The organism is Advenella sp. RU8 (assembly GCF_048381675.1).
GTDB lineage: Bacteria > Pseudomonadota > Gammaproteobacteria > Burkholderiales > Burkholderiaceae_B > Advenella.
In genome coordinates, this window is record NZ_JBLWIS010000013.1 from 30,717 (window position 1) to 50,381 (window position 19,665).

Here is a 19,665-nt window from a genome sequence, read left to right on the forward strand (position 1 = left end):
GCGATGAACAGGATTGTTATATTCAGCTATTGATTTCTGCTTAAGTTCAAGCTCCAATAATATTCAAGATTAAACTAACATGTCAAATATTTTTCCTGTAAACGGTAACGGCCTGCCTGATTCGGGACAGCCTGTTATAGAGTTAGTGTGTCCGGCCGGCAGTTTGCCTGCCCTTAAAAATGCCGTAGATAACGGTGCAAACTGTGTCTATTTGGGATTCCGCGATGCTACCAATGCCCGCAATTTTGCCGGGCTTAATTTTGATGACGTTGCCATACGCGAAGGTATTGATTATGCGCATTCACGCGGGTGCCGGGTGTTTGTGGCGCTTAACACTTATCCCCAGCCCGGTAGCGCCGGCTTATGGACGCAAGCCATCGATCATGCGGCCGGCATGGGGGTAGATGCCCTGATTATGGGTGACTTGGGATTAATGGCTTATGCAGCCGATAAATACCCTGACCTGCACCGGCATTTGTCGGTACAGGGATCAGCCACCAATTACGAGGCGATTTCCTTTTACCAGCAGCAGTTTGGCATTACGCGGGTTATTTTGCCACGGGTCCTTTCTTTGTCCCAGGTAGAGCAGGTAGCTGAAAAAACCACGGTTGAAATAGAAGTATTTGGCTTTGGCAGCCTGTGTGTCATGGTAGAAGGGCGCTGCGCCCTGTCTTCTTATGTGACCGGTGAATCGCCCAATACGCATGGGGTTTGTTCTCCGGCCAAGGCCGTGCGCTGGCAGCAAACACCCAAGGGGCTTGAATCTCGCCTTAACGGTGTGCTGATAGACCGCTATGACGATAATGAAAATGCCGGTTACCCTACTCTTTGCAAGGGTCGCTTTGATGTTGAAGATGAAACCTATTATGCCATTGAAGAACCCACCAGCCTGAATACGCTTGAAATCCTGCCACGGCTGGTTCAGTTGGGCGTGCGTGGTATCAAGATTGAAGGACGCCAGCGTAGCCCGGCCTATGTTGGCCAGGTGACCAAGGTTTGGCGCCAGGCCATTGATAACTGCCTGTCGCAGGCCCAGCGCTATTCGGTCAAGCCTGAATGGATGGCTGGCCTGAACAAGGTGGCTGAAGGGCAGCAGCATACGCTGGGTGCTTACAGTCGACCCTGGAAATAGTTTAAAGATTAAATATATTCATATAAAGGTATTCTTGTGAAAATTGCACTAGGACCCATACAGTATTACTGGTCACGCAATGAGGTAGTGGCTTTTTATGGAAAAATGGCCGAAAGCGCCGCGCAGATTGTTTATCTTGGGGAAACGGTCTGTTCGCGCCGGCACGAACTGCGCCTGCCCGACTGGCTGGATATTGCCCGGGACCTGAAAGCCTGTGGCAAAGAAGTGATCCTGTCCACGCAAACCTTGCTCGAAGCCGAGAGTGATCTTAAAACCCTAAGGAAAATTGCCGCTAATGAAGAGTTTACGGTAGAGGCCAATGATATGGGGGCTGTGCATTGCCTGCAAGGTCAAAGTTTTGTGGCTGGACCTTTTTTAAACCTGTTCAGCATGCCTTCCCTCGAGTTGCTGGTTAAGCAAGGGGCCAAACGCTGGGTCATGCCACTAGAAATGGGCCAGGAAGGCCTGGCCAAAATACTTGTCGAAAAGCAGTTTCCGGTAGAAACCGAAGTCTTTGCCTATGGCCGTTTGCCACTGGCCTTTTCGGCCCGCTGCTTTACCGCCCGCAACCGCAATCTGCCCAAAGACAATTGCCAGTACGTGTGTATGGAGCACCCCGATGGCCTGATGATGAAAACCCGCGAAAGCCAGCCTTTCCTGGTGCTGAACGGCATACAAACCCAGTCTGCCCTGGTATATAACCTGCTGACCGATGTGGACGGCATGCGTGAAACCGGGGTGGATATTGTCCGGATTAGTCCGCAGTGGCGTGATACAGACAAAATTGTTGAACTGTACGATGGTGTGATTAACCACCGTATCAGTGTGGCCGACGCCATGGCACAAATTGAACCCTTAATGCCCGAAAAGGGCTGTAATGGCTACTGGCATGGCAAGCCGGGCCTTGAACAGGTGGCGGCGTAAGCCTTTTTTGGAGAAATATTATGGACAAGCCTTTTTTACTTCCCCCGTTTGTCAAAACGGTTTTTTCAAAACTGCCGTCTTATCCCGGTACGTTTTTCTTTGTCAACGGGCTTAATCTGTTGCTGAAAAAGCATTTGCCCGAAGATGTTCTGTCCCGTCTTGAGGATAAAAAACTGCGTCTGGTGGTGAAGGATGCCGGTATTGCCTTTGACTATAGTTGGCGCAACCATGCTTTTGTGGCATGTGCCAGGCATGCTGAAGAGCCCGATCTGATCATTTCTTCAAGCGTATATGATTATTGGCAAATGATACAGCGCAAGGAAGATCCGGATACCCTGTTTTTCAGCCGTCGCATGATGATCGAAGGCGACACCGAGCTAGGCCTGATGGTCAAGAACACGCTGGATGGCATTGATTTATCGGTTCTGTCGCCCGAGCAGCTTATAAAAAGCCTGCCCGGCATGCAGGTCATTGGCCGGCTGGTCAAGCCAGCCAATGATGCTAAGCATTCTTCCTTAACGTAAAACGCGGAAACATGGCCGATACCTGGCTGACTAAAGTTTCAGACGGGTATCCGGCCAGGGTGGCACTGTTCAGGGTGGCATCGTTGCATCCTTGGTCACGAAACAGCTGCCATACATAATTATTCACTTTCATTTTGGCCAGGCTGTTGGCCAGTGCCAATAAGTCTTCTTCGGGTAACAGCAGGGGGTGCAGGGTGGTGCGCAGTTCATAATCTACCCCGCTGGCCAGCACTGCCTGCAAACAGGCCAGGGCCTGGTCGCCACTGCCGGCAAATTGCGTGATATGGGCGTACTTATTGAATGTGGCCTTGATATCCAGACCCACCCAGTCCACCAGTGGCAGCACTTCTTTAAGCCGTCTTGGGTAAATGCCCGCGCAGTGCAGGCCGATTTTATAACCCAGTGCCTTTACCTGCTGCATGCCATCTTCAAGGGCAGGATCTATGGTGGGTTCGCCACCACTGAATACCACTGCGTCAATTAGCCCGGCACGCCGTTTCAGGAACTTCATGATGTCGCCCCAATCCAGCGGATTGTCGGTACCCCGTTCCTGCAGATGCGGGTTATGGCAGTAGCCACAACGCCAGGGACAGCCCTGCACAAAAAGTACGGCTGCCATCTGGCCGGGGTAATCCGATGTACTGAAGGGGGTCATCCCCCCAACCCTTAGCGAAGCATGTGCTGCGTCAGGAATCAAAGGCGGGCCTCTTTTTCGCTGAAGTATTTTCTTTCATGAAACTCGCCTTTTTTGCCAATATTGAAGGAAGACATAGGGCGGTGGTAGCCCATGACACGGGTCCAGATTTCGCAGGGCTGTCGCTCGTCGTCGCTCAGGGTGATATTTGCTGGTTTGTTCATAAGAGTGCTTTGCATTTTTTTTCCTTTAAAGTTGAATTTATTTGAGTGGATTTGGGTTGATTTATACGGCTTCTTTCAATTTTTTCTGAATCAGCTCATCATCGCATTTCGGGCAGAACTTATGGCTTCCGCCCAGATAGCCGTGTTTGGGGCAAATCGAAAATGTGGGGGTCACGGTTATGTAAGGCAAATGGAAGCGGCTTAAGGAACGCTTGACCAGGTTGCGGCAGGCATCCGCGGTAGACAGCGGATCAGTCATGTACAGGTGCAAAACCGTACCCCCGGTGTATTTGCGTTGCAGCTCATCTTGCCGCTCCAGTGCTTCAAACGGATCATCAGTGAAGCCGACAGGCAGCTGGGATGAGTTGGTGTAATAGGGCATGTCCTGCGTACCCGCTTGCAAAATGTCAGGGAAGCGTTTGCGGTCTTCTTTGGCAAAACGGTAGGTGGTGCCCTCGGCAGGGGTAGCTTCCAGGTTATACATGTGTCCGGTTTCTTCCTGGAAAACCAGCATTTTCGCGCGGATATGATCCAGCAGGCGAATGGCAAAATCATGACCCCATTCCGAGGTAATGTCATGCTCGTCATGGGTGAAGTTGCGGATCATCTCATTGATGCCATTCACACCCAAGGTTGAAAAGTGGTTGCGTAGCGTACCCAGGTAACGCTTGGTGTAGGGGAACAGGCCGTTATCCATGTGTTTCTGGATTTCCGTGCGCTTTAGTTCCAGGCTGGTCTTGCCCAGTTCCATCAGGTAGTCTAGCCGTGTAAACAGGCCGGCTTCATCACCTGCATATTGGTAGCCAAGGCGGGCGCAGTTAATGGTAACCACACCCAGGGAACCGGTTTGCTCTGCCGAGCCGAACAGGCCATTGCCGCGTTTGAGCAGTTCACGCAAGTCTAATTGCAGGCGGCAGCACATGGAACGGATCATGTTGGGCTTAAGCTCGGAATTGATGAAGTTCTGGAAATACGGCAGGCCATACTTGGCCGTCATTTCAAACATCAATTCGGCATTCGGACTGTGCCAGTCGAAGTCTTCGGTAATGTTGTAGGTGGGAATCGGAAAGGTGAACACCCGGCCCTTTTCATCGCCCTCCATCATGATTTCGATGTAGGCACGGTTGATCATGTCCATTTCTTCCTGCAGGTCACCATAGTAAAACGGCATTTCCTTGCCCGCAATCACGGGTGTTTGTTCGCGCAGGTCTTCGGGGCAAACCCAGTCAAAAGTAAGATTGGTGAAAGGCGTTTGCGTACCCCAGCGTGAAGGCACGTTCAGGTTGTAGATGAGTTCCTGCATGTATTGCTTGACGGTGGTGTAGTCAAGATGGTCTACCCGTACATAGGGCGCCATGTAGGTGTCGAAAGAGCTGAAGGCCTGGGCACCTGCCCATTCGTTTTGCAAGGTACCCAGGAAGTTCACGATTTGCCCGATCGCGCTGGACATGTGTTTTGGGGGAGCTGATTCCACTTTCCCAGGCACGCCATTCAACCCTTCGTTCAGCAGGGTGCGTAATGACCAGCCGGCGCAGTAGCCGGAAAGCATGTCCAGGTCATGGATGTGCAGGTCGGCATTACGGTGGGCCTGGCCAACTTCTGGCGGGTAAATATGGTTAAGCCAGTAGGTGGCAATCATTTTGCCGGAAATGTTCAGAATCAGGCCACCCAGCGAGTAACCCTGGTTGGCATTGGCGTTAACGCGCCAGTCGGCTTGGCTAAGATATTCATCAATGCTGGTTTGAGCATTGATCAGGCTTTCCTGTGACATGAATTCATCCTTGGTAATCTATATATTGTGTTTTTGTGAATATTAAACACAATATATAGTTACCTCAAGGGTGGTTTGGTCAAAAAGAAAGATTGTTTGATCTGGATTAACCTTCTGTCAGTTCCCGCGTGGGAACGCATCTTATGCCAGTTTCTGTCCCATGCCAGCCATGAACAGGGCTGCCGCAATGAACAACAGGCCAAAGAATTTATTCATTCTGGCTGCGTGGTGCGGGTTGCGCATGACGTGCATGACTTTGGCTGCCAAGCCGGTATAAACCGCCATGACCACCAGGTCTACGGCACATAGGGTGAGAGCAATTAACACATACTGGATGGGTAGGGGTTTGGACAGGTCAAGGAATTGCGGAATGACCGCCAGCAGGAAAATGGCCCCTTTGGGGTTCATGATATTAACCAGGATACCCTGCATGATCAGTTGATGAATGGGGGTATCTTGTGCGGCCGTTTCTTCAAGCCTGATGATGGCAACCGGAGACCAGTACTGCTTATAACCCAGATAAATCAGATACAGGACACCGGCCCATTTGATGATATTGAACGCCGTTTCAGAGGTGGCCAGCAGGGCACCAACCCCAATCACGCTGATCACGAACTGTATGGCCAGACCAATTGCCAGGCCAATCGCATTCCAGTAACCAAGCCTGAAGCCGAAACGTAAACCTGATGACATGGAGGCCACGGCACCGGGGCCTGGGGAAATGGAAATAGCCCAGCAGGCGGCAAATAAGGTAAGCCAGACGGAAAGTGACATGGTGAGTTGGTGAGCCGGAAACAGTGAGGTTTTTATATTGTCATGTAGCCGGACTTGAACTGTTGGGAGAAGTCCGGGATCAAGCTATATGAATTTGCATGCAAGCGGACTGCTCATATACAAAGAGAAAATTGTAGCGTAGTTGCTGGATAAAATCCGGTTTGGTTGATCGTGATGTGGTGTTAAAGCGGGTATTGATTCTAGACAAGGCTTACTATATTTGCACAATTTAACCGGATGAAGCCCCAGGCGCCGTTTTTTTGCAACGGCATTCCGGCATTGGCACGCTATAATCTTTTGAACGGGTTTATTCTGCCCCGGTTCTGCCTATCCATATTTTCAAGAGAAGCCATGAAACGATTTTTTTCCCTTATCAGTATCTTTTTGCTGTCAACGGTACTAGCCGGATGTGGCTATAACGAGATCCAGACGCTGGATGAAGGTGTCAAGGCTTCCTGGTCCGAGACCCTTAACCAGTACCAGCGCCGCGCAGACCTGGTGCCGCAGCTGGTTTCCAGTGTCAATGCCTATATGGTCAATGAAAGGGAAGTGCTTACCGAAGTAACCAATGCCCGTTCAAGGGTAGGTTCGGTGCAGGTGTCGGCAGACAAATTGCCCACTGGGGAAGAGCTGGCCCAGTTTCAGGCAGCCCAGGGGCAGCTTACATCGGCCTTGTCACGCCTGATTGCAGTTTCTGAAAACTACCCGCAACTGAAGTCGGATGCCCTGTTCCGCGATCTTAACGTGCAACTGGAAGGTACCGAAAACCGGATTGCCACTGCACGTGGCCGCTATATCAAGGAAGTGCAAAACTACAATACGCTGATTCGTACTTTCCCTACTTTAATTACCGCCAAAATCTTTGGCTATGATGTCAAACCCAATTTCGGGGTAGAGAACCAGGCGGAAATCATGCGTGTGCCCGAAGTGAAATTTGATGTTTCGCCCCGGGTAAACCAACCGGCAGCGGCGCAGTAATGTTGGCCACGCTTTCCCGTTCCGCCAGCATGACACGCTATTGGCTGTCATTGCTTTTTATGTTATGCGTCCTGGCCGGTTTTCAGGCCAGTGCCCAGGAACTGGTGCCCGTGCCCAACCTGCAGGCGCGGGTTACCGATCTTACCGGCACGCTTTCTGCTGGGCAGCAAGCCGAAATAGAACAAAAGCTGGCAGCCCTTGAAAAAAACAAGGGTGCCCAGGTATTTGTACTGATGGTACCCACGGTGCAGCCTGATACGGTAGAAACCTATTCGCGCCGGGTTTTTGATGAATGGAAAGTGGGCCGTGCCAAGGTCGACGACGGTATTTTATTCCTGATTGCCAAGGATGACCGCCGCATGCGGCTGGAAGTGGGCTATGGCCTGGAGGGTGCGGTGCCCGATGTGCTGGCTTCGCGCATTATTAATGACCATGTGGCGCCTCACTTCAAGGCAGACGATTATGCAGGCGGGGTGCAAGCGGGGGTAGATGCACTGGTTGGCCTGATTGAAAAAGAAGAATTGCCTCCGCCGGCTAACGATTGGCAGCAGTCATCGTCTGATTTTGATGAAGGTGATTGGCCATTTTTCATTTTCCTGCTGTTTTTTCTTTTCATGTGGCCTGCGTTTGTTGCCTCGATTATTGCCGGGGTGGTTATTTTTGGCGTAACCGGCAGTGTCGGTTTTGCCCTGTTGGGTGCGCTGGGCGGGTATTTAATTAGTTTGATTGCCCATAAGTTCATGCCTGCACGAAAGATCAGCAGTGCCAGAAGGGGTCGTGGCAGACGCGATGGTTTCGGTGGTGGCTTTGGTGGCGGCGGCTTTGGCGGTGGCGGTTTTGGTGGCGGTGGCTTCGGCGGCGGTGGTGGCGGGAGCAGTGGCGGAGGAGGAGCATCCGGTGGCTGGTAAATGGTTAAAGTGGCTCGATCTGGATTCGATGCATGGCTGGTGGTTGCGACGCAAGCATTTTCACCCCGGTTTCATGAAAGAAATTACTGAACAGATCCGGCTTAGTGAAGAAAAACATCATCACGGAGAGTTGGTGATTGGCATAGAAGCGGTTATGCCCACGCATGTCAAAAACAGCGCCGAGCGGGCCTTGGAGGTCTTTGGCCGCTTGCGGGTATGGGATACACCCCATAACACGGGGGTGTTGCTTTATATCGCGCTAGACCAGCACAAGATTGAAATCATTGCCGACAATGGCCTGAAAGCAGCTGATCATGAATGGAAGGCGATTTGTTCGGCACTTGAGCTGCGTTTTTCTGAAGATAAGTATCAGGAAGGGTTGATCGAGGCAGTGATTGGGCTTGAGGCCATTCTGGCTGAATATTGCGCCCAGGAAGCGGGTGAGAATGGCCCCAATTTTCTGCCTGATGCACCAGTGATGCTGTAAAGGCGGGCGTTTTTGCGCGTAGCGACGGGGTGGTTCACACCAGAGTAGGAATGCATATTTTATCCGCTACACCGCATAACCCCGCTCCTCAGCACCTGTTAACGAAGCTTGCGGGCCAGCGACTTGATCGCGGCGTTGCGGCGGGCACCGGTTTCAAAATGCTCGCTCATTTTTGACCACTGCGGCAGGCTGCGTGCTTCCAATATTTCTTCTGGCAGCTCCCCTTCCTTGAATTGTCCGCTTATGGTTTCCATATTCAGCATGATGGGGCGTTGGTCTGCATGGCCTCGCATTTCCAGGGCCTTGAGCAGTTGCAGGCTCCTGATGCCCAGTAGGCGAATAATCACATCGTCTAGAGAAATTTCCCGGTAGCCTTGCAGTTTACCCAGGATGCGTTTGCCGAATTTGTCCACGCCCTGCCAAACACTGCCAATGACGCCGCCAATCAGGGTGGCGGTACCCAGGCTAAGGCCGGCAGACATGACATCGACTGCTGCACCGGCCATGGCACCGGCCATAAATCCCTTGCTCACCTGAATGCCCATTTCCATCAGGGCCTGCGGCTGGAACAGGTCCATGCCCCAGCGTCCCTCTTCAATCGGTAGGGGCTGATCCGGGTAGTCTTCAGGCCTGAAGCGGTAATGCGTCAGCAGGGCCTGGATGCTTTCCTGCTCCCGCTGGCGGATTACATCTTGCAACAGGAGGGTGGCGCTTTTAATGCTTTCATCATCACCCGGGCTGGTGTAACGGTAGGCGGCCACATCAATCAGGAGCTCGGCAATCAGGTTGTAGGCAATTTCCCTGCGCAGCTTGCGTTGCTTGTGGATATCTGCCGACAGGGCTTTCAGGGTGCCGGCATGGCTGTCCAGTACCAGGGCCAGTTTCTGGTAAAGCTGTTCTTCACCATCCAGAGCGGGGGCGACCGTGTCGAACTCGATGCTTAAATGCAGGCCTAGATGCCCTAGTGTTTCTTTCCACTCGGACAGGTAATTGGGGCTGCTGTGCATGAAGTTCAGGATGGGTACCAGCGGGCGGCCACAGCGGCTTAAAATGGCCAGTTCATCCCGGTGCTTGGCCAGCACCGGATCGCGAATATCAATCACATATAAACCGGCGTCACATTCCAGCAGTTTGCGCAGCACACGGGCTTCCTGTTCAAAGCGTCCGCTACTTTCAGGCGTGTCCAGAAAACGGTGAATACTTTCAGGTCCATCAAAACGGGAGGAATTTTGCCCGGTTTGCGTTTTAAGCTGGTCCAGGTAGTCCAGCAGCGCAATGCCATCTTCCAGTCCCGGGGTGTCAAACAGTTCAACCGCTGCTTGCCCGTTCAGGAACAGGCGGGCACCTTCCACATGACGGGTGGTGCCCGGGAAATCGGCAATTTCCCCGAACCCGGTATCATGGGTCAGGGTTCTTAATAATGATGTTTTGCCGGTGTTAGTGTGACCAACAACCGCCAGATGCAGTATTTGATTCGTGTCCATATTCAGCTTGCCTGTATCCATTGCGGCAGTGTATTTTGTGTTTCATGCAACTGTTCATTGCCAAAACCGGCCTGTTGCAGGCGTTCTTTCCATAGTGGCAGGCGGTTTTCCGGTTTGCCGTCATCGTTTAGCAGATAGATATCAGTGCGCGACGCCAGATTGGACAGGTCGGTAATGAAGTGCAAGGTGCCGCGGTCGGGGGTTTGCGCGGCGTCACACACAATCAGCAGGGCCGGTACGGCTTGATGGGTCATTTGTGCCAGTAGCCGGTGGCGCTGTTCCCGGCTTTCCAGCTTGCCCTGGTCATGAACATTGGCGGGTAGTGCAAAAGGCGGCCATGGGGTACGTGGGCTTAATTCCAGCCCGAGTACTAGCGGACTGCCTGCCGGAGCGGTGTTAAGGCTGGTGTTGCGCTTAGCAGTTTGCAATGCGGGGGCGGGTGCATCCACCCCGATTTGTTCGCTGTATGCAGACAGGCGGTCTACCAGGCCGGCATAGGCTGGCAAGGTTTCATCAATCTGTATTTGGCGGATAGCTTGCCGGGTCTTCCACAGGCACAGGAGCAAGCTGGCCAGGCGTAGCAGCAAACCATAAACAAATACTGCACCAATCAGCCAGGATGACCAGATGGCTTGTGACTCGGGGCTGGCGGTATTCAGTCCGCTGCTTTGTTGGACGAGGTCGGCCGAAGGGATGGAAAAGCCCAGTAAATGTGGCAAAAAGCCAATGCCCTGCGTAATGGAAACAAAGGAAGAGGCAGGCAGGATGGTGGTTTCCCAGCCGAAGGTGTATTGCCTGGCCGCCAGCAGGGCCAATAGGGTTATCAGTCCTGCCGCCATCATCAGGGTCCAGATGCCATGGCTGATGGCTGACAGCAGCCAGCGCAGGCCATTATTCTGGTTGAGGATATTGATAAACGCCTGCGGTGCCAGGGTGGCATCAGGACCGCGTGCCAGTTTCTTGCCAAGCCAAAGCCATGCCTGGCCCAGCAGGGTGCCGCCATGGTAAGGAGCAAAGAAAGACAGCAGCCAGAATAAATAGGTAATGGCGTGCAGGCCCAGCAAAGCCACCAGTGCCAGCAGCAGGTTGACATGCCCCGTTCCCAAGGCGCTGGCCGCCATGCCCATGCCGGTAAAGATGGCCAGCAGTGCCATCGCCCAAAAAGCCAGGCGTGCATTGACTTGCCATTTTTCAATGGTGGTGGCCAGTCCGTCGCGTTTGGCAATCAGGATGGCACGCTGGATGATTTTATCGCTGACCGGTTCTTGGCTGTGACGGATCTGGTGCAATAGGGTGGTGTCCTCGATGGGACCCCAGTGTTCCTCCCTAAGTCTGAGGGTTTCAGTAACCCAATAATCCTTGAGTGAGTGTTGAGGCATAAATAATCGTGAGTAATGCAAATAGACGATTATTGCCTTTCTTCAAACCACTTGTCTAATGTTAGTCGTGCCTGTTGTTTAACTTCAGCGGTAATGTACAGAGAAACCGTTGCCAGGGCGGCGGTAATAATGCCCAGGTCATCGGTAAAACCGGCAATCGGCATCAGGTCGGGAATGGCATCGACCGGCAAGACCAGATAGGCCAGCGCACCGTAAATAACGCGTTTGGCCCAAGCGGGTGTTTTGGGGTTTTGTACGGCAAAAAAGAGGAACAAGGCCTTTTCAATTACAGGCCTGCCCGCTTTTTTTGCCAAGCGTGCCAACTTGCTGATGATGCCCGGTTGATTGCGGGCGCTTGATTGGTCACCGAAATGGGACTGAATCATTCTTTTTCCTTAAAAATTGCGTGTGTCATGACACACGCAACGGGTAATGCGAGCAGCTATTTGTTTTTGGCGATTAAACCGTAAACAAACAGGACAATCAGGGCGCCTACGACCGAGCCAATAAAGCGCGCACTGCTGCCGGCCTCATAAATGCCAACTGCCAGGCCCAGATTAGTGGCTACCAATGAGCCTACGACGCCTAGCAAGGTTGTCATGATCAAACCTAATGACTGCGAACCGGGCATCAGGGCACGAGCTACCAGGCCAACCAGAAAACCGATGATAATTTCCCAGATAATATCCATATAATGACGCTCCGCGTGGGGGTAGACTTGGCTACCAATAATATAAGATTGATTTACCCGTAAACAAGGCCTGAAATGTTTCAGGATGTGTAGTGCCATAGACGGAAGGCGTGAATGGTCTCTCCTGGTTCAATGTAAAGCGATAAGCTTGCGCAGCTTGGGGCCAAAGATGTTTACAACCAGGCCCAGCATCACAACGGCACCTCCCAGCCATTGCAGTGCCGACAGTTTTTCTTCCAGGATCCATGAGGCAGACAGCAGGCCTACCACCGGAACCAGCAAGGTTAGCGGGGCAATCAGGCCTACCGGATGCTTGGCAAGCAGGCGTCCCCATAATACATAACCCACTAGCGTAGCCCCATAGGCCAGGTACATAATGGCGGCAATACCGGTGAAGGTTGTTGATTGCAGGCTGGAGACGATAAGATCACCACCCTCAAAAATCCATGAGCTTAGCAGGAAAGGAATAATGGGAATGGTTCCGCCCCAAACGACCAGGCTGAGCATGTTTACGTTTTTGGCTTGTTTGATGACTATATTGCCGGTGGCCCAACTGAGGGCAGCTAGAAAAATAAAGACCAGGCCGAGGACAGGAATGGGGTGGCCGGTATTGGCATTGGTATTGATAATAAACAGGCCAAGCATGGAAATGCCAATGGCCAGCAGGTTATGGGGCCTGACTTTCTCATGTTGTACCAGGGCGGCAATTAATACCGTGAAAAAAGCCTGTACCTGTAAAAGCAGGGAAGCCACGCCGGCTGGCATGCCCACCGCCAGTGAGGTGAACAGGAAGGCAAACTGCCCGAAACTGATGGTTAATCCATAAACAAGCAGCAGCTTGAATGAAATGTTGGGGCGCTTGATAAAAAAAATGGCCGGGAAAACAACCGCCATGAAGCGTAAGGCACCCAGCAATAAAGGTGGAAAATCAACCAGCCCGAATTTGATGGCAATGAAATTGACGCCCCAAACCACAATCACAAGTAGGGCGCAAAACCAGTCGATCAAGGGCATGATGGGGTCCAGGAGAAATGATGATGATACTGAAGAAAGGTATACAACAGGCAATCATACCATTTCGCAGCCACGTTGCCAGCTGTTCGCAGCAAAGAGGCCGTTACAACCATGTTAGGCGGTTTTATGCCTTTTTTCTGTTCAAGGTTAATTGTCACAATCATGTAAACAGGCTACCGTAAGCTTGCCGAAAATGTAAAATCCGTCCAGCTTGACTCATTATTCCGAGGTTTATATGAATTTCCGTGTATTGTCTTTATCAGCCATGCTGGCTGGTACTGTTTTTAGTGGCTGCGTTCAGGCCGAAACGCTGGTGCTGTATACCAGCCAGCCCGCCCAGGATGCACAAATGACGGTAGACGCCTTTGAAAAGGCCAACCCTGGCACCAAAGTTGAATGGGTACGTGATGGCACCACCAAATTGATGACCAAGCTGCGTGCCGAAATGGCGGCAGGGGTGGTGAAGCCCGATGTTTTGCTGATTGCCGACAGTGTTACGCTGGAGCAGCTGAAAAAAGAGGGTATCCTGGCCGCATACCAGTCTACGGAAAGCAAGGAATATGACCCCGCCCTGTTTGATAAGGACGGCTATTATTATGGCACCAAACTGATTACGACCGGTATTGCCCACCATGCCAATGCCAAGGAAAAACCGGCTTCCTGGAAAGATTTGCTCAAGCCTGAATATAAAAATCAGGTGGCCATGCCAAGTCCCCTGTATTCAGGTGCCGCATTGATTCATTTGTCCACGCTCACCGCCAACCCTGAATTTTCCTGGGAATTTTACGAAAAACTCAAGGAAAATGGCGCTTCTGCCCTTAAAGGTAACGGCAGTGTCCTGACTGCCGTGGCTTCCGGTACCAGCCCTTATGGCGTGCTGGCCGACTATATGGCGATTCGCGAAAAGGCCAAAGGAGCACCGGTTGAGTTTGTTTTTCCAACGGAAGGCGTTAGCCTGGTGACCGAGCCGGTTGCCATCATGAAAGATAGCAAACAGCCCGAGCTGGCCCGCAAGTTTGTTGACTTTGTCTTGTCGGAACCAGGCCAGCAGCTGGTGCTTGAGCAGGGTTACCTGCCTGCCCGTAATGGCATGAAAACGCCGGCAGGCTTTCCCGAGCGCAGCCAGATCAAGCTGTTGACTTTTGATGCCGCCAAGGCGCTGGACAATTCAGAAAAAGATAAGGAAGGATTCAGTAAACTGTTCAACTGATTCTTCAATGGTGGTTTAAAATCGGGCGCTTGTGTGTAAGCATAAGCGCCTCTGTGTTTCTTTTTCATGTCTAATCCGCAACTTTCTTCTTTCAGGCACAAAACCCGTCATTGGTGGGTTTTGGGCCTTTTCCTGCTTATTTTCCTGGTCAATATCCTGCCTAGCCTGCGACTGTTGGCTGAGGCCTTGTCGGATATCGTTGCGGGGGACAAATCCAGTTTCTGGAAAGTGCTGCAGTCTTCGGCTACCTGGCAGGCGACCTGGCATAGCGTGTATACCAGTTTTCTGGCAACCCTGCTGTCGCTGACGCTGGGCGCCGGACTGGCATTTTTCATCGCATTGACCAATGTTCGTGGCAAGTCTTTTTGGGTTTTCATGTTCATGTTGCCCATGATGATACCGCCTCAGGTAACCGCCTTAAGCTGGCTTCAGCTGATGGGGCCTGGCAGTGCCCTGCTGCAGTTGTTGGGCATGGCTCCTGCATTAGGCAGCCGGCAGCCCCTGTATTCCGATTGGGGGATTGCCCTTTTGATGGGCATCCAGCATGCGCCTTTGGTTTTTTTGTCAGTGCGGACCAGTTTGCTGGTTTTGCCCAAAGAGCTGGTAGAGGCGGCCCGGTTAAGTGGTGCTTCCCAGTATCGCATTATGCTGGACATGATTTTTCCGCTGTGCAAAAACGGCATACTGGCCGGTGCGGCCATTGCTTTTGTGTCGGCCCTTGGTAATTTTGGTATCCCGGCCATGTTGGGTATTCCGGCTTCTTATTATGTGCTGCCTACGCTTATCTACCAGAAAATGGCTGATTTCGGGCCGCTGATGCTGAATGAGGTTTCTAGCCTGTCCGTGATTGTGGGTGCGATAGCCATGCTGGGCGTGTGGGTACAGCATCGTTTCCAGAACAGGATGCCTTTGGTAGGCATGCCGGGCAAGCCGCTGGCCTTTGATCTGGGTAAATCCCGAATTGGTTGTGAAATCGGCTTGGGCATGATTATTATGCTGATCCTGGTCCTGCCAATACTGGCTTTGGTTGCCAGTTCCCTGGTTCCTGCCATAGGTGTGCCCTTGCGTCTTGATAATATCAGTTTTTCTGCCTATGCCCATATGCTGGCCAGGCAGGGCGTGACCTGGCGCGCTTTTGAAAACAGCATGCTTCTGTCACTTAGTGCCGCGTTTATCCTGGCGTGCCTGGTGTTGCCGCTGGCTTATGTTACCGTCAGGCGTCCGCGCCGTTTGTATTCATTGGTCCTGATGCTGGTGGATGTGCCGTACGCCCTCCCGGGAGTGGTTTTGGCAATTGCCTGTATTCTGCTGTTTGCCAAGCCTATCCCCATTTTGCAAATCAGTCTCTATGGCAGTCTTGGGATTATCCTGTTTGCCTATTTGTCGCGTTTTCTCACGGTCAGTTTCAAGCCTGTCCACGCCAGTATGCTGCAGCTTGATGGTGCACTGGAAGAGGCTGCCCAGTTATGTGGCGCATCTATGGTACGAAGATGGCGAGATATTGTGTTTCCCCTGCTGGCACCCGCGGCTTTTGCCGGGTTACTGCTGGTTTTCCTGATTGCGGTCAATGAGTTGACCGTTTCTGCGTTGTTATGGAGTGCCGGTAATGAAACACTGGGGGTGTTGGTTTTTAATCTTGAAGATGGTGGAGAAACAGTGCTGGCTTCAGCCATTTCAGTCGTGATTATTGTGATGATTGCAGTGTTGATGATTTTTCTGGGTATGGTTGGCCGTAATCTGCCTAAAGGAGTGATTCCATGGCGCAGCTAGTATTGGACAGGGTTGGCAAATCGTTTGGCCATACCCAGGTGGTGGAATCGTTCAGCCTGGACGTGCCTTCCGGTTCTTTTGTGGCATTGCTTGGCCCAAGCGGGTGTGGCAAGACAACCATCTTGCGCATGCTGGCAGGTTTTGAACAGATCAGCCAGGGATCAATTCATGTCGGAGGCAGGCAACTGGCCGGACAAAACCTGCACGTGCCGCCAGACCAGCGCAACATGAGCATGGTGTTTCAATCGTATGCCTTATGGCCGCATATGAATGTGATGGACAATGCCGGTTATGCCCTGAAGCTCAGGGGGATTAAAGGCGAAGACTATCGGCAACAGGTGATGCAGGCATTGGAAACCGTCAATCTGGCTCATCTGGCCGAGCGGGCACCGCAAGACCTGAGTGGCGGGCAGCGCCAGCGGGTTGCCCTGGCCCGTTGCCTGGTGTCGCACCCTGACGTGGTGCTGCTTGATGAACCCCTGGCCAATCTGGACCAGCATTTGCGGGCTTCCATGGAAGAGACCTTTCGCGAGTTTCACCGCCGTACCGGGGCAACGTTTGTGTATGTCACGCATGACCAGGCAGAAGCCATGGCGCTGGCCGACCGGATTGCCGTGATGAACCATGGCCGTTTGGAGCAATGGGATACGCCCGAGCAACTGTACCAGTATCCGCAAAATACCTGGGTGGCCCGTTTCATTGGACAGGGATCGATTTTATATGTGCATCGCAACACGGATAACCGGATCTTGTCGGGCGCTGAAGTCATGCAGTTGCTGTCTTCTTCACTGGGTTCAACCCGGCAGGCCATTTTGGTCAGGCCCGAGCATGTCCGGGTTGTGGAAAACGGGCTTGAAGTACAAGTGTTAAGCCGGGTTTTCAAGGGCGAACGCTATAAATATACCGCCCGCCTGCAAGACGGGCAGGAATTGGATTTTTACCATCATGAACGGCTGGATATAGAACGGAAGGTTTGTGTCGCGTTGCAACAGGCCTGGGCCCTGCTGGATTAATTGAACAGGGTAAGCAGCCAGGATAGCAGGAAGGGGGCGACCAGGCTGAGTACCGCACCGCTGAAAATGGCGGTGGCAATATAATGGTTGCCTGATATTTTTTTGATGATGGGCAGGGTGGTGTCCATGGCGGTTGCCCCTGATGAACCAATTGCCGGAACGGGATGGCGGGCGCCAAGAAAAAACAAAACGACAATAGACAGCAACTCCCTGAACAGGTCGGTCATCAGGGAAGTAGCCCCGTAAAATTCGCCAAGGCGTGCCGTAACTAGCACCCCCGACAGCGAAAACCAGCCAAAGCCGGCCGACAGGACCAGGCCATTGCGAATATCCATGTCCATTAACCAGGATACAGCAGCCCCGGCCAGCAGGGAACACAGTATGACCACCACCGGTGTGGCGATGGTCCGGAACTGCAGGAATTTAAGTGAAATGGGTGCGTTGACCAGGTCGATGCCAATCAGCACTAACAGTATATGAAGAAAGGTATCAGCGGAAGGCAGCCATCCGGTATTCAGTTGCACCATCTGCAGCAGTTTGGCCAAGCCGATGCCGGCCAGTAAAAAGGCAAAGGCAATGCCACATTCCCGAACGACATGCCAGATCCCAAAGTCCGAGGTGGCTTCAGTAGTGGTTTTTGGACTTTTGGGAAAGAGCAGCCATAACCCAACAAAAGAAAACACGGTGGTACCCATGGCATAGGCCAGTGCAATTCCCAGGATCTGTCCTACATTTTGCATGTTTTCCAGTTGCAGGCCAAACTTATAGCCAATCGCAAACAGGAGCAGCCATACAAAAGGCGTAATCAGGCTAGCCAGTCGGGCCGAGTGCCTGGCTGGCAGTATTTTGCCAATGACCAGGCCAAGCAGCAGATACAGGCAGATGGGTAATAATGAGAGCAGCAGGTCTTTCAAGGGGAGCGCCTTTTTAAGGCCTTGGCGTTTATCGTATAGGGAGATAAACAGGCAAAAGCCAATAATGGGGTTTATGCCTGTTTGTTTTGCTGGAGTGCGGCCAGTTTTTCTTTCAATGCCTGTTTGACGGCAGGCCATTCTTCACGGGTTACGCTGTACATGACCGTATCTCTGATAGAGCCATCGCGACGCCTGGCATGGCCACGCAATACGCCATCTTTTTTTGCGCCCAGCCTTTCGATGGCTTTTTGCGAAGTATGGTTGATGATGTCTGTGCGCCAGCCAACTACATTGGCCCGCAGGCTTTGGAAAGCATAAAACAGCAACAGGTATTTGCAGGCGGTGTTAACGTGGGTACGCTGCCACGATTTGGCATACCAGGTATAGCCAATTTCAAGACGGGCAATATCCGGAACAATATCGTGAAAACGGGTGGTCCCGATTATTTTTTTTGTTTTGGCATCAAGGACGGTGAATGGCAGCATGTGGCCATCCTTTTGTCCTTGCAGGGCGGCTTCAATATAAGCGGTTTCTTTGCCAGGTTCAGGCACCGAGGTATACACCAGTTTCCATAGCTCGCCGTCGCTGGCGGCTTTTTTCAGGCCCTCGGCGTGGGCAAGCCGCATGGGCTGAAGAATAACGCCAAATCCTTCTAGCTGGATCGGGTGAATGGGGGTGCTCATGGGGGCTACCACTGGCAGGCCGGTTTCTGAAGAGAGTGTCATGGTGTAGGGTTACAAGGAAAAAACAATCGGCATTGAAAATCCGGAAAAAACATAGTGTATCAGATTGTGGATAAGGGCTTGCGAATGGCAAATGGCCCAGTCAATGTCATGGATCAAGTCATCAAGGTGTTCCCTAGTGGCAATAAACAAGTCTTGCGGTTATTATCGAATTATGTCGGATAGGAAAATGTTCTGTATCAGACAGGAAAATCTTGTTTGGCCTTCCGTTTTTGATCAATTTGCATAGGAAATTTAGGCATGAAAATCAGAAAAATATTGCTTGCTGCGGGATTGGCATGTTCTGTTCTGGGGATGGGCAATTTTGCTGCTGCCAGTGACTGGAAAGAAATCCGCATTGGCGTTGAAGCTACTTACCCTCCTTTTGAATACAGGAATGCCAAGGGCGAAATGGAAGGATTTGATGTGGATGTCGCTACGGCCATTTGCGGTAAACTGCAAGCCAAATGCGTGTGGGTTGAGCAGTCTTTTGATGGCTTGATTCCTGCCCTTCAGGCCCGCAAGTTTGATGTTATCCATTCCAGCATGACGGCCACTGAAGCGCGCTCAAAGGTGATCAACTTTACCGATCCCCTGTATTCCATTCCCACCCAGCTGATTGCCAAAAAAGGCAGCGGCATGCTGCCTACTGCAGAATCCCTGAAGGGAAAACGCCTTGGCGTATTGCAAGGCACCACCCAGGAAACCTTTGCCAAAAAAGCCTGGGGTAAAGGGGGCGTGCAAATTGTGTCTTACCAGGACCAGACACAAACCTATGCCGATTTGCGTGCTGGCCGTCTTGATGCCGCCTTGCTTGAGAAGCCCAATGCGATTGCCGGCTTTTTGGTAACACCGGAAGGCAGGGACTTTGAGTTTGTCGGGGAAGTGCTGTCTGATGATCCTATCCTGAACAATGAAATTGCCATGGGATTGCGCAAATCCGATGTGAAATTGAAAGAAGCCATTAATAATGCCATCAATGAGCTGGTTACAGAAGGTACAATTGCAGAAATTGCCGGCAAGTATTTCCAGCCCGGTGAAATCGGTCTGATGCAGGCCAAATAACAATAAGCCTGAGTGACATCGCAATCAATTGAAGTAATCGCTTGATT

General features: G+C 51.9%; 21 protein-coding genes. 10 read left to right on the forward strand and 11 right to left on the reverse strand.

Going from position 1 to position 19,665, the window contains the following annotated elements; genetic code table 11:
- The first annotated feature begins 79 nt into the window (after window positions 1–79).
- Genes ubiU through ubiT form a run of 3 tightly spaced genes read left to right on the forward strand, consistent with a single transcriptional unit; the run spans window position 80 to window position 2,580 of the window.
- Entirely contained in the window at window positions 80–1,132 is a 1,053-nt protein-coding gene (gene ubiU, locus ACM5Q9_RS13310) for a ubiquinone anaerobic biosynthesis protein UbiU (RefSeq protein WP_418145215.1), read from the forward strand.
- 36 nt (window positions 1,133–1,168) lie between these two features.
- Complete coding sequence (locus ACM5Q9_RS13315) at window positions 1,169–2,056, forward strand: U32 family peptidase (protein WP_418145216.1); 888 nt, start codon at window positions 1,169–1,171, stop codon at window positions 2,054–2,056.
- A gap of 20 nt (window positions 2,057–2,076) precedes the next feature.
- Window positions 2,077–2,580 (forward strand): ubiquinone anaerobic biosynthesis accessory factor UbiT, encoded by a 504-nt coding sequence (gene ubiT, locus ACM5Q9_RS13320; RefSeq protein ID WP_418145217.1) that lies wholly within the window; start codon window positions 2,077–2,079, stop codon window positions 2,578–2,580.
- Here the strand turns inward: ubiT and ACM5Q9_RS13325 are convergent.
- The 4 genes from ACM5Q9_RS13325 to ACM5Q9_RS13340 form a co-directional block, all read right to left on the reverse strand.
- The gene (locus tag ACM5Q9_RS13325; protein ID WP_418145272.1) at window positions 2,558–3,235 is read right to left on the reverse strand and encodes an anaerobic ribonucleoside-triphosphate reductase activating protein; all 678 of its coding nucleotides are present in this window, start codon (window positions 3,233–3,235) and stop codon (window positions 2,558–2,560) included. The genes ubiT and ACM5Q9_RS13325 overlap by 23 nt on opposite strands.
- 38 nt (window positions 3,236–3,273) lie before the next feature.
- Entirely contained in the window at window positions 3,274–3,453 is a 180-nt protein-coding gene (gene nrdD, locus ACM5Q9_RS13330) for an anaerobic ribonucleoside-triphosphate reductase (protein ID WP_418145218.1), read from the reverse strand.
- 46 nt (window positions 3,454–3,499) lie between these two features.
- Window positions 3,500–5,209, reverse strand: a complete 1,710-nt coding sequence (locus tag ACM5Q9_RS13335) for a ribonucleoside triphosphate reductase (RefSeq protein WP_418145219.1) — start codon at window positions 5,207–5,209, stop codon at window positions 3,500–3,502.
- A gap of 141 nt (window positions 5,210–5,350) precedes the next feature.
- Entirely contained in the window at window positions 5,351–5,983 is a 633-nt protein-coding gene (locus tag ACM5Q9_RS13340) for a LysE family translocator (protein WP_418145220.1), read from the reverse strand.
- Between the two features lie 351 nt (window positions 5,984–6,334).
- Here ACM5Q9_RS13340 and ACM5Q9_RS13345 point away from each other — a divergent pair, with 351 nt between their 5' ends.
- The 3 genes from ACM5Q9_RS13345 to ACM5Q9_RS13355 are packed head-to-tail and all read left to right on the forward strand — an operon-like array spanning window position 6,335 to window position 8,356.
- Window positions 6,335–6,961 carry a LemA family protein gene (locus ACM5Q9_RS13345; RefSeq protein ID WP_418145221.1) on the forward strand — a complete coding sequence of 209 codons (627 nt, stop codon included), beginning with the start codon at window positions 6,335–6,337 and terminating at the stop codon, window positions 6,959–6,961.
- A complete protein-coding gene (locus ACM5Q9_RS13350; protein WP_418145222.1) occupies window positions 6,961–7,869 on the forward strand; it encodes a TPM domain-containing protein in 909 nt (302 codons plus the stop codon). The genes ACM5Q9_RS13345 and ACM5Q9_RS13350 overlap by 1 nt, the downstream gene beginning before the upstream one ends.
- Entirely contained in the window at window positions 7,859–8,356 is a 498-nt protein-coding gene (locus ACM5Q9_RS13355; RefSeq protein ID WP_418145223.1) for a TPM domain-containing protein, read from the forward strand. The genes ACM5Q9_RS13350 and ACM5Q9_RS13355 overlap by 11 nt, the downstream gene beginning before the upstream one ends.
- A gap of 98 nt (window positions 8,357–8,454) precedes the next feature.
- On the opposite strand, the gene ACM5Q9_RS13360 is transcribed toward ACM5Q9_RS13355, so the two are convergent.
- The 5 genes from ACM5Q9_RS13360 to ACM5Q9_RS13380 all read right to left on the reverse strand — a co-directional run bounded on the left by ACM5Q9_RS13360 (window position 8,455) and on the right by ACM5Q9_RS13380 (window position 12,924).
- Complete coding sequence (locus ACM5Q9_RS13360; RefSeq protein ID WP_418145224.1) at window positions 8,455–9,840, reverse strand: GTPase/DUF3482 domain-containing protein; 1,386 nt, start codon at window positions 9,838–9,840, stop codon at window positions 8,455–8,457.
- 2 nt (window positions 9,841–9,842) lie between these two features.
- Window positions 9,843–11,219 carry a DUF2868 domain-containing protein gene (locus tag ACM5Q9_RS13365; protein WP_418145225.1) on the reverse strand — a complete coding sequence of 459 codons (1,377 nt, stop codon included), beginning with the start codon at window positions 11,217–11,219 and terminating at the stop codon, window positions 9,843–9,845.
- 29 nt (window positions 11,220–11,248) lie between these two features.
- Window positions 11,249–11,605, reverse strand: coding sequence for a YkvA family protein (locus ACM5Q9_RS13370; RefSeq protein ID WP_418145226.1), 357 nt, complete (start codon window positions 11,603–11,605; stop codon window positions 11,249–11,251).
- A gap of 56 nt (window positions 11,606–11,661) precedes the next feature.
- Window positions 11,662–11,910, reverse strand: coding sequence for a GlsB/YeaQ/YmgE family stress response membrane protein (locus tag ACM5Q9_RS13375; RefSeq protein ID WP_418145227.1), 249 nt, complete (start codon window positions 11,908–11,910; stop codon window positions 11,662–11,664).
- 129 nt (window positions 11,911–12,039) lie between these two features.
- The gene (locus ACM5Q9_RS13380; protein WP_418145228.1) at window positions 12,040–12,924 is read right to left on the reverse strand and encodes an EamA family transporter; all 885 of its coding nucleotides are present in this window, start codon (window positions 12,922–12,924) and stop codon (window positions 12,040–12,042) included.
- A gap of 235 nt (window positions 12,925–13,159) precedes the next feature.
- Between ACM5Q9_RS13380 and ACM5Q9_RS13385 the strand changes: the two genes are divergently transcribed.
- The 3 genes from ACM5Q9_RS13385 to ACM5Q9_RS13395 all read left to right on the forward strand — a co-directional run bounded on the left by ACM5Q9_RS13385 (window position 13,160) and on the right by ACM5Q9_RS13395 (window position 16,917).
- Complete coding sequence (locus ACM5Q9_RS13385) at window positions 13,160–14,134, forward strand: ABC transporter substrate-binding protein (protein ID WP_418145229.1); 975 nt, start codon at window positions 13,160–13,162, stop codon at window positions 14,132–14,134.
- A 66-nt stretch (window positions 14,135–14,200) separates the two neighbouring features.
- Window positions 14,201–15,904, forward strand: coding sequence for an ABC transporter permease (locus ACM5Q9_RS13390; RefSeq protein ID WP_418145230.1), 1,704 nt, complete (start codon window positions 14,201–14,203; stop codon window positions 15,902–15,904).
- Window positions 15,892–16,917, forward strand: coding sequence for an ABC transporter ATP-binding protein (locus ACM5Q9_RS13395; protein ID WP_418145231.1), 1,026 nt, complete (start codon window positions 15,892–15,894; stop codon window positions 16,915–16,917). The genes ACM5Q9_RS13390 and ACM5Q9_RS13395 overlap by 13 nt, the downstream gene beginning before the upstream one ends.
- On the opposite strand, the gene ACM5Q9_RS13400 is transcribed toward ACM5Q9_RS13395, so the two are convergent.
- Together ACM5Q9_RS13400 and ACM5Q9_RS13405 are read right to left on the reverse strand one after the other, a co-directional pair.
- Window positions 16,914–17,831, reverse strand: a complete 918-nt coding sequence (locus ACM5Q9_RS13400) for a lysine exporter LysO family protein (RefSeq protein WP_418145232.1) — start codon at window positions 17,829–17,831, stop codon at window positions 16,914–16,916. The genes ACM5Q9_RS13395 and ACM5Q9_RS13400 overlap by 4 nt on opposite strands.
- A 71-nt stretch (window positions 17,832–17,902) precedes the next feature.
- Window positions 17,903–18,514 carry a GNAT family N-acetyltransferase gene (locus ACM5Q9_RS13405; protein WP_418145273.1) on the reverse strand — a complete coding sequence of 204 codons (612 nt, stop codon included), beginning with the start codon at window positions 18,512–18,514 and terminating at the stop codon, window positions 17,903–17,905.
- 300 nt (window positions 18,515–18,814) lie between these two features.
- Between ACM5Q9_RS13405 and ACM5Q9_RS13410 the strand changes: the two genes are divergently transcribed.
- A complete protein-coding gene (locus ACM5Q9_RS13410) occupies window positions 18,815–19,618 on the forward strand; it encodes an ABC transporter substrate-binding protein (protein ID WP_418145233.1) in 804 nt (267 codons plus the stop codon).
- Window positions 19,619–19,665: the final 47 nt, after the last annotated feature.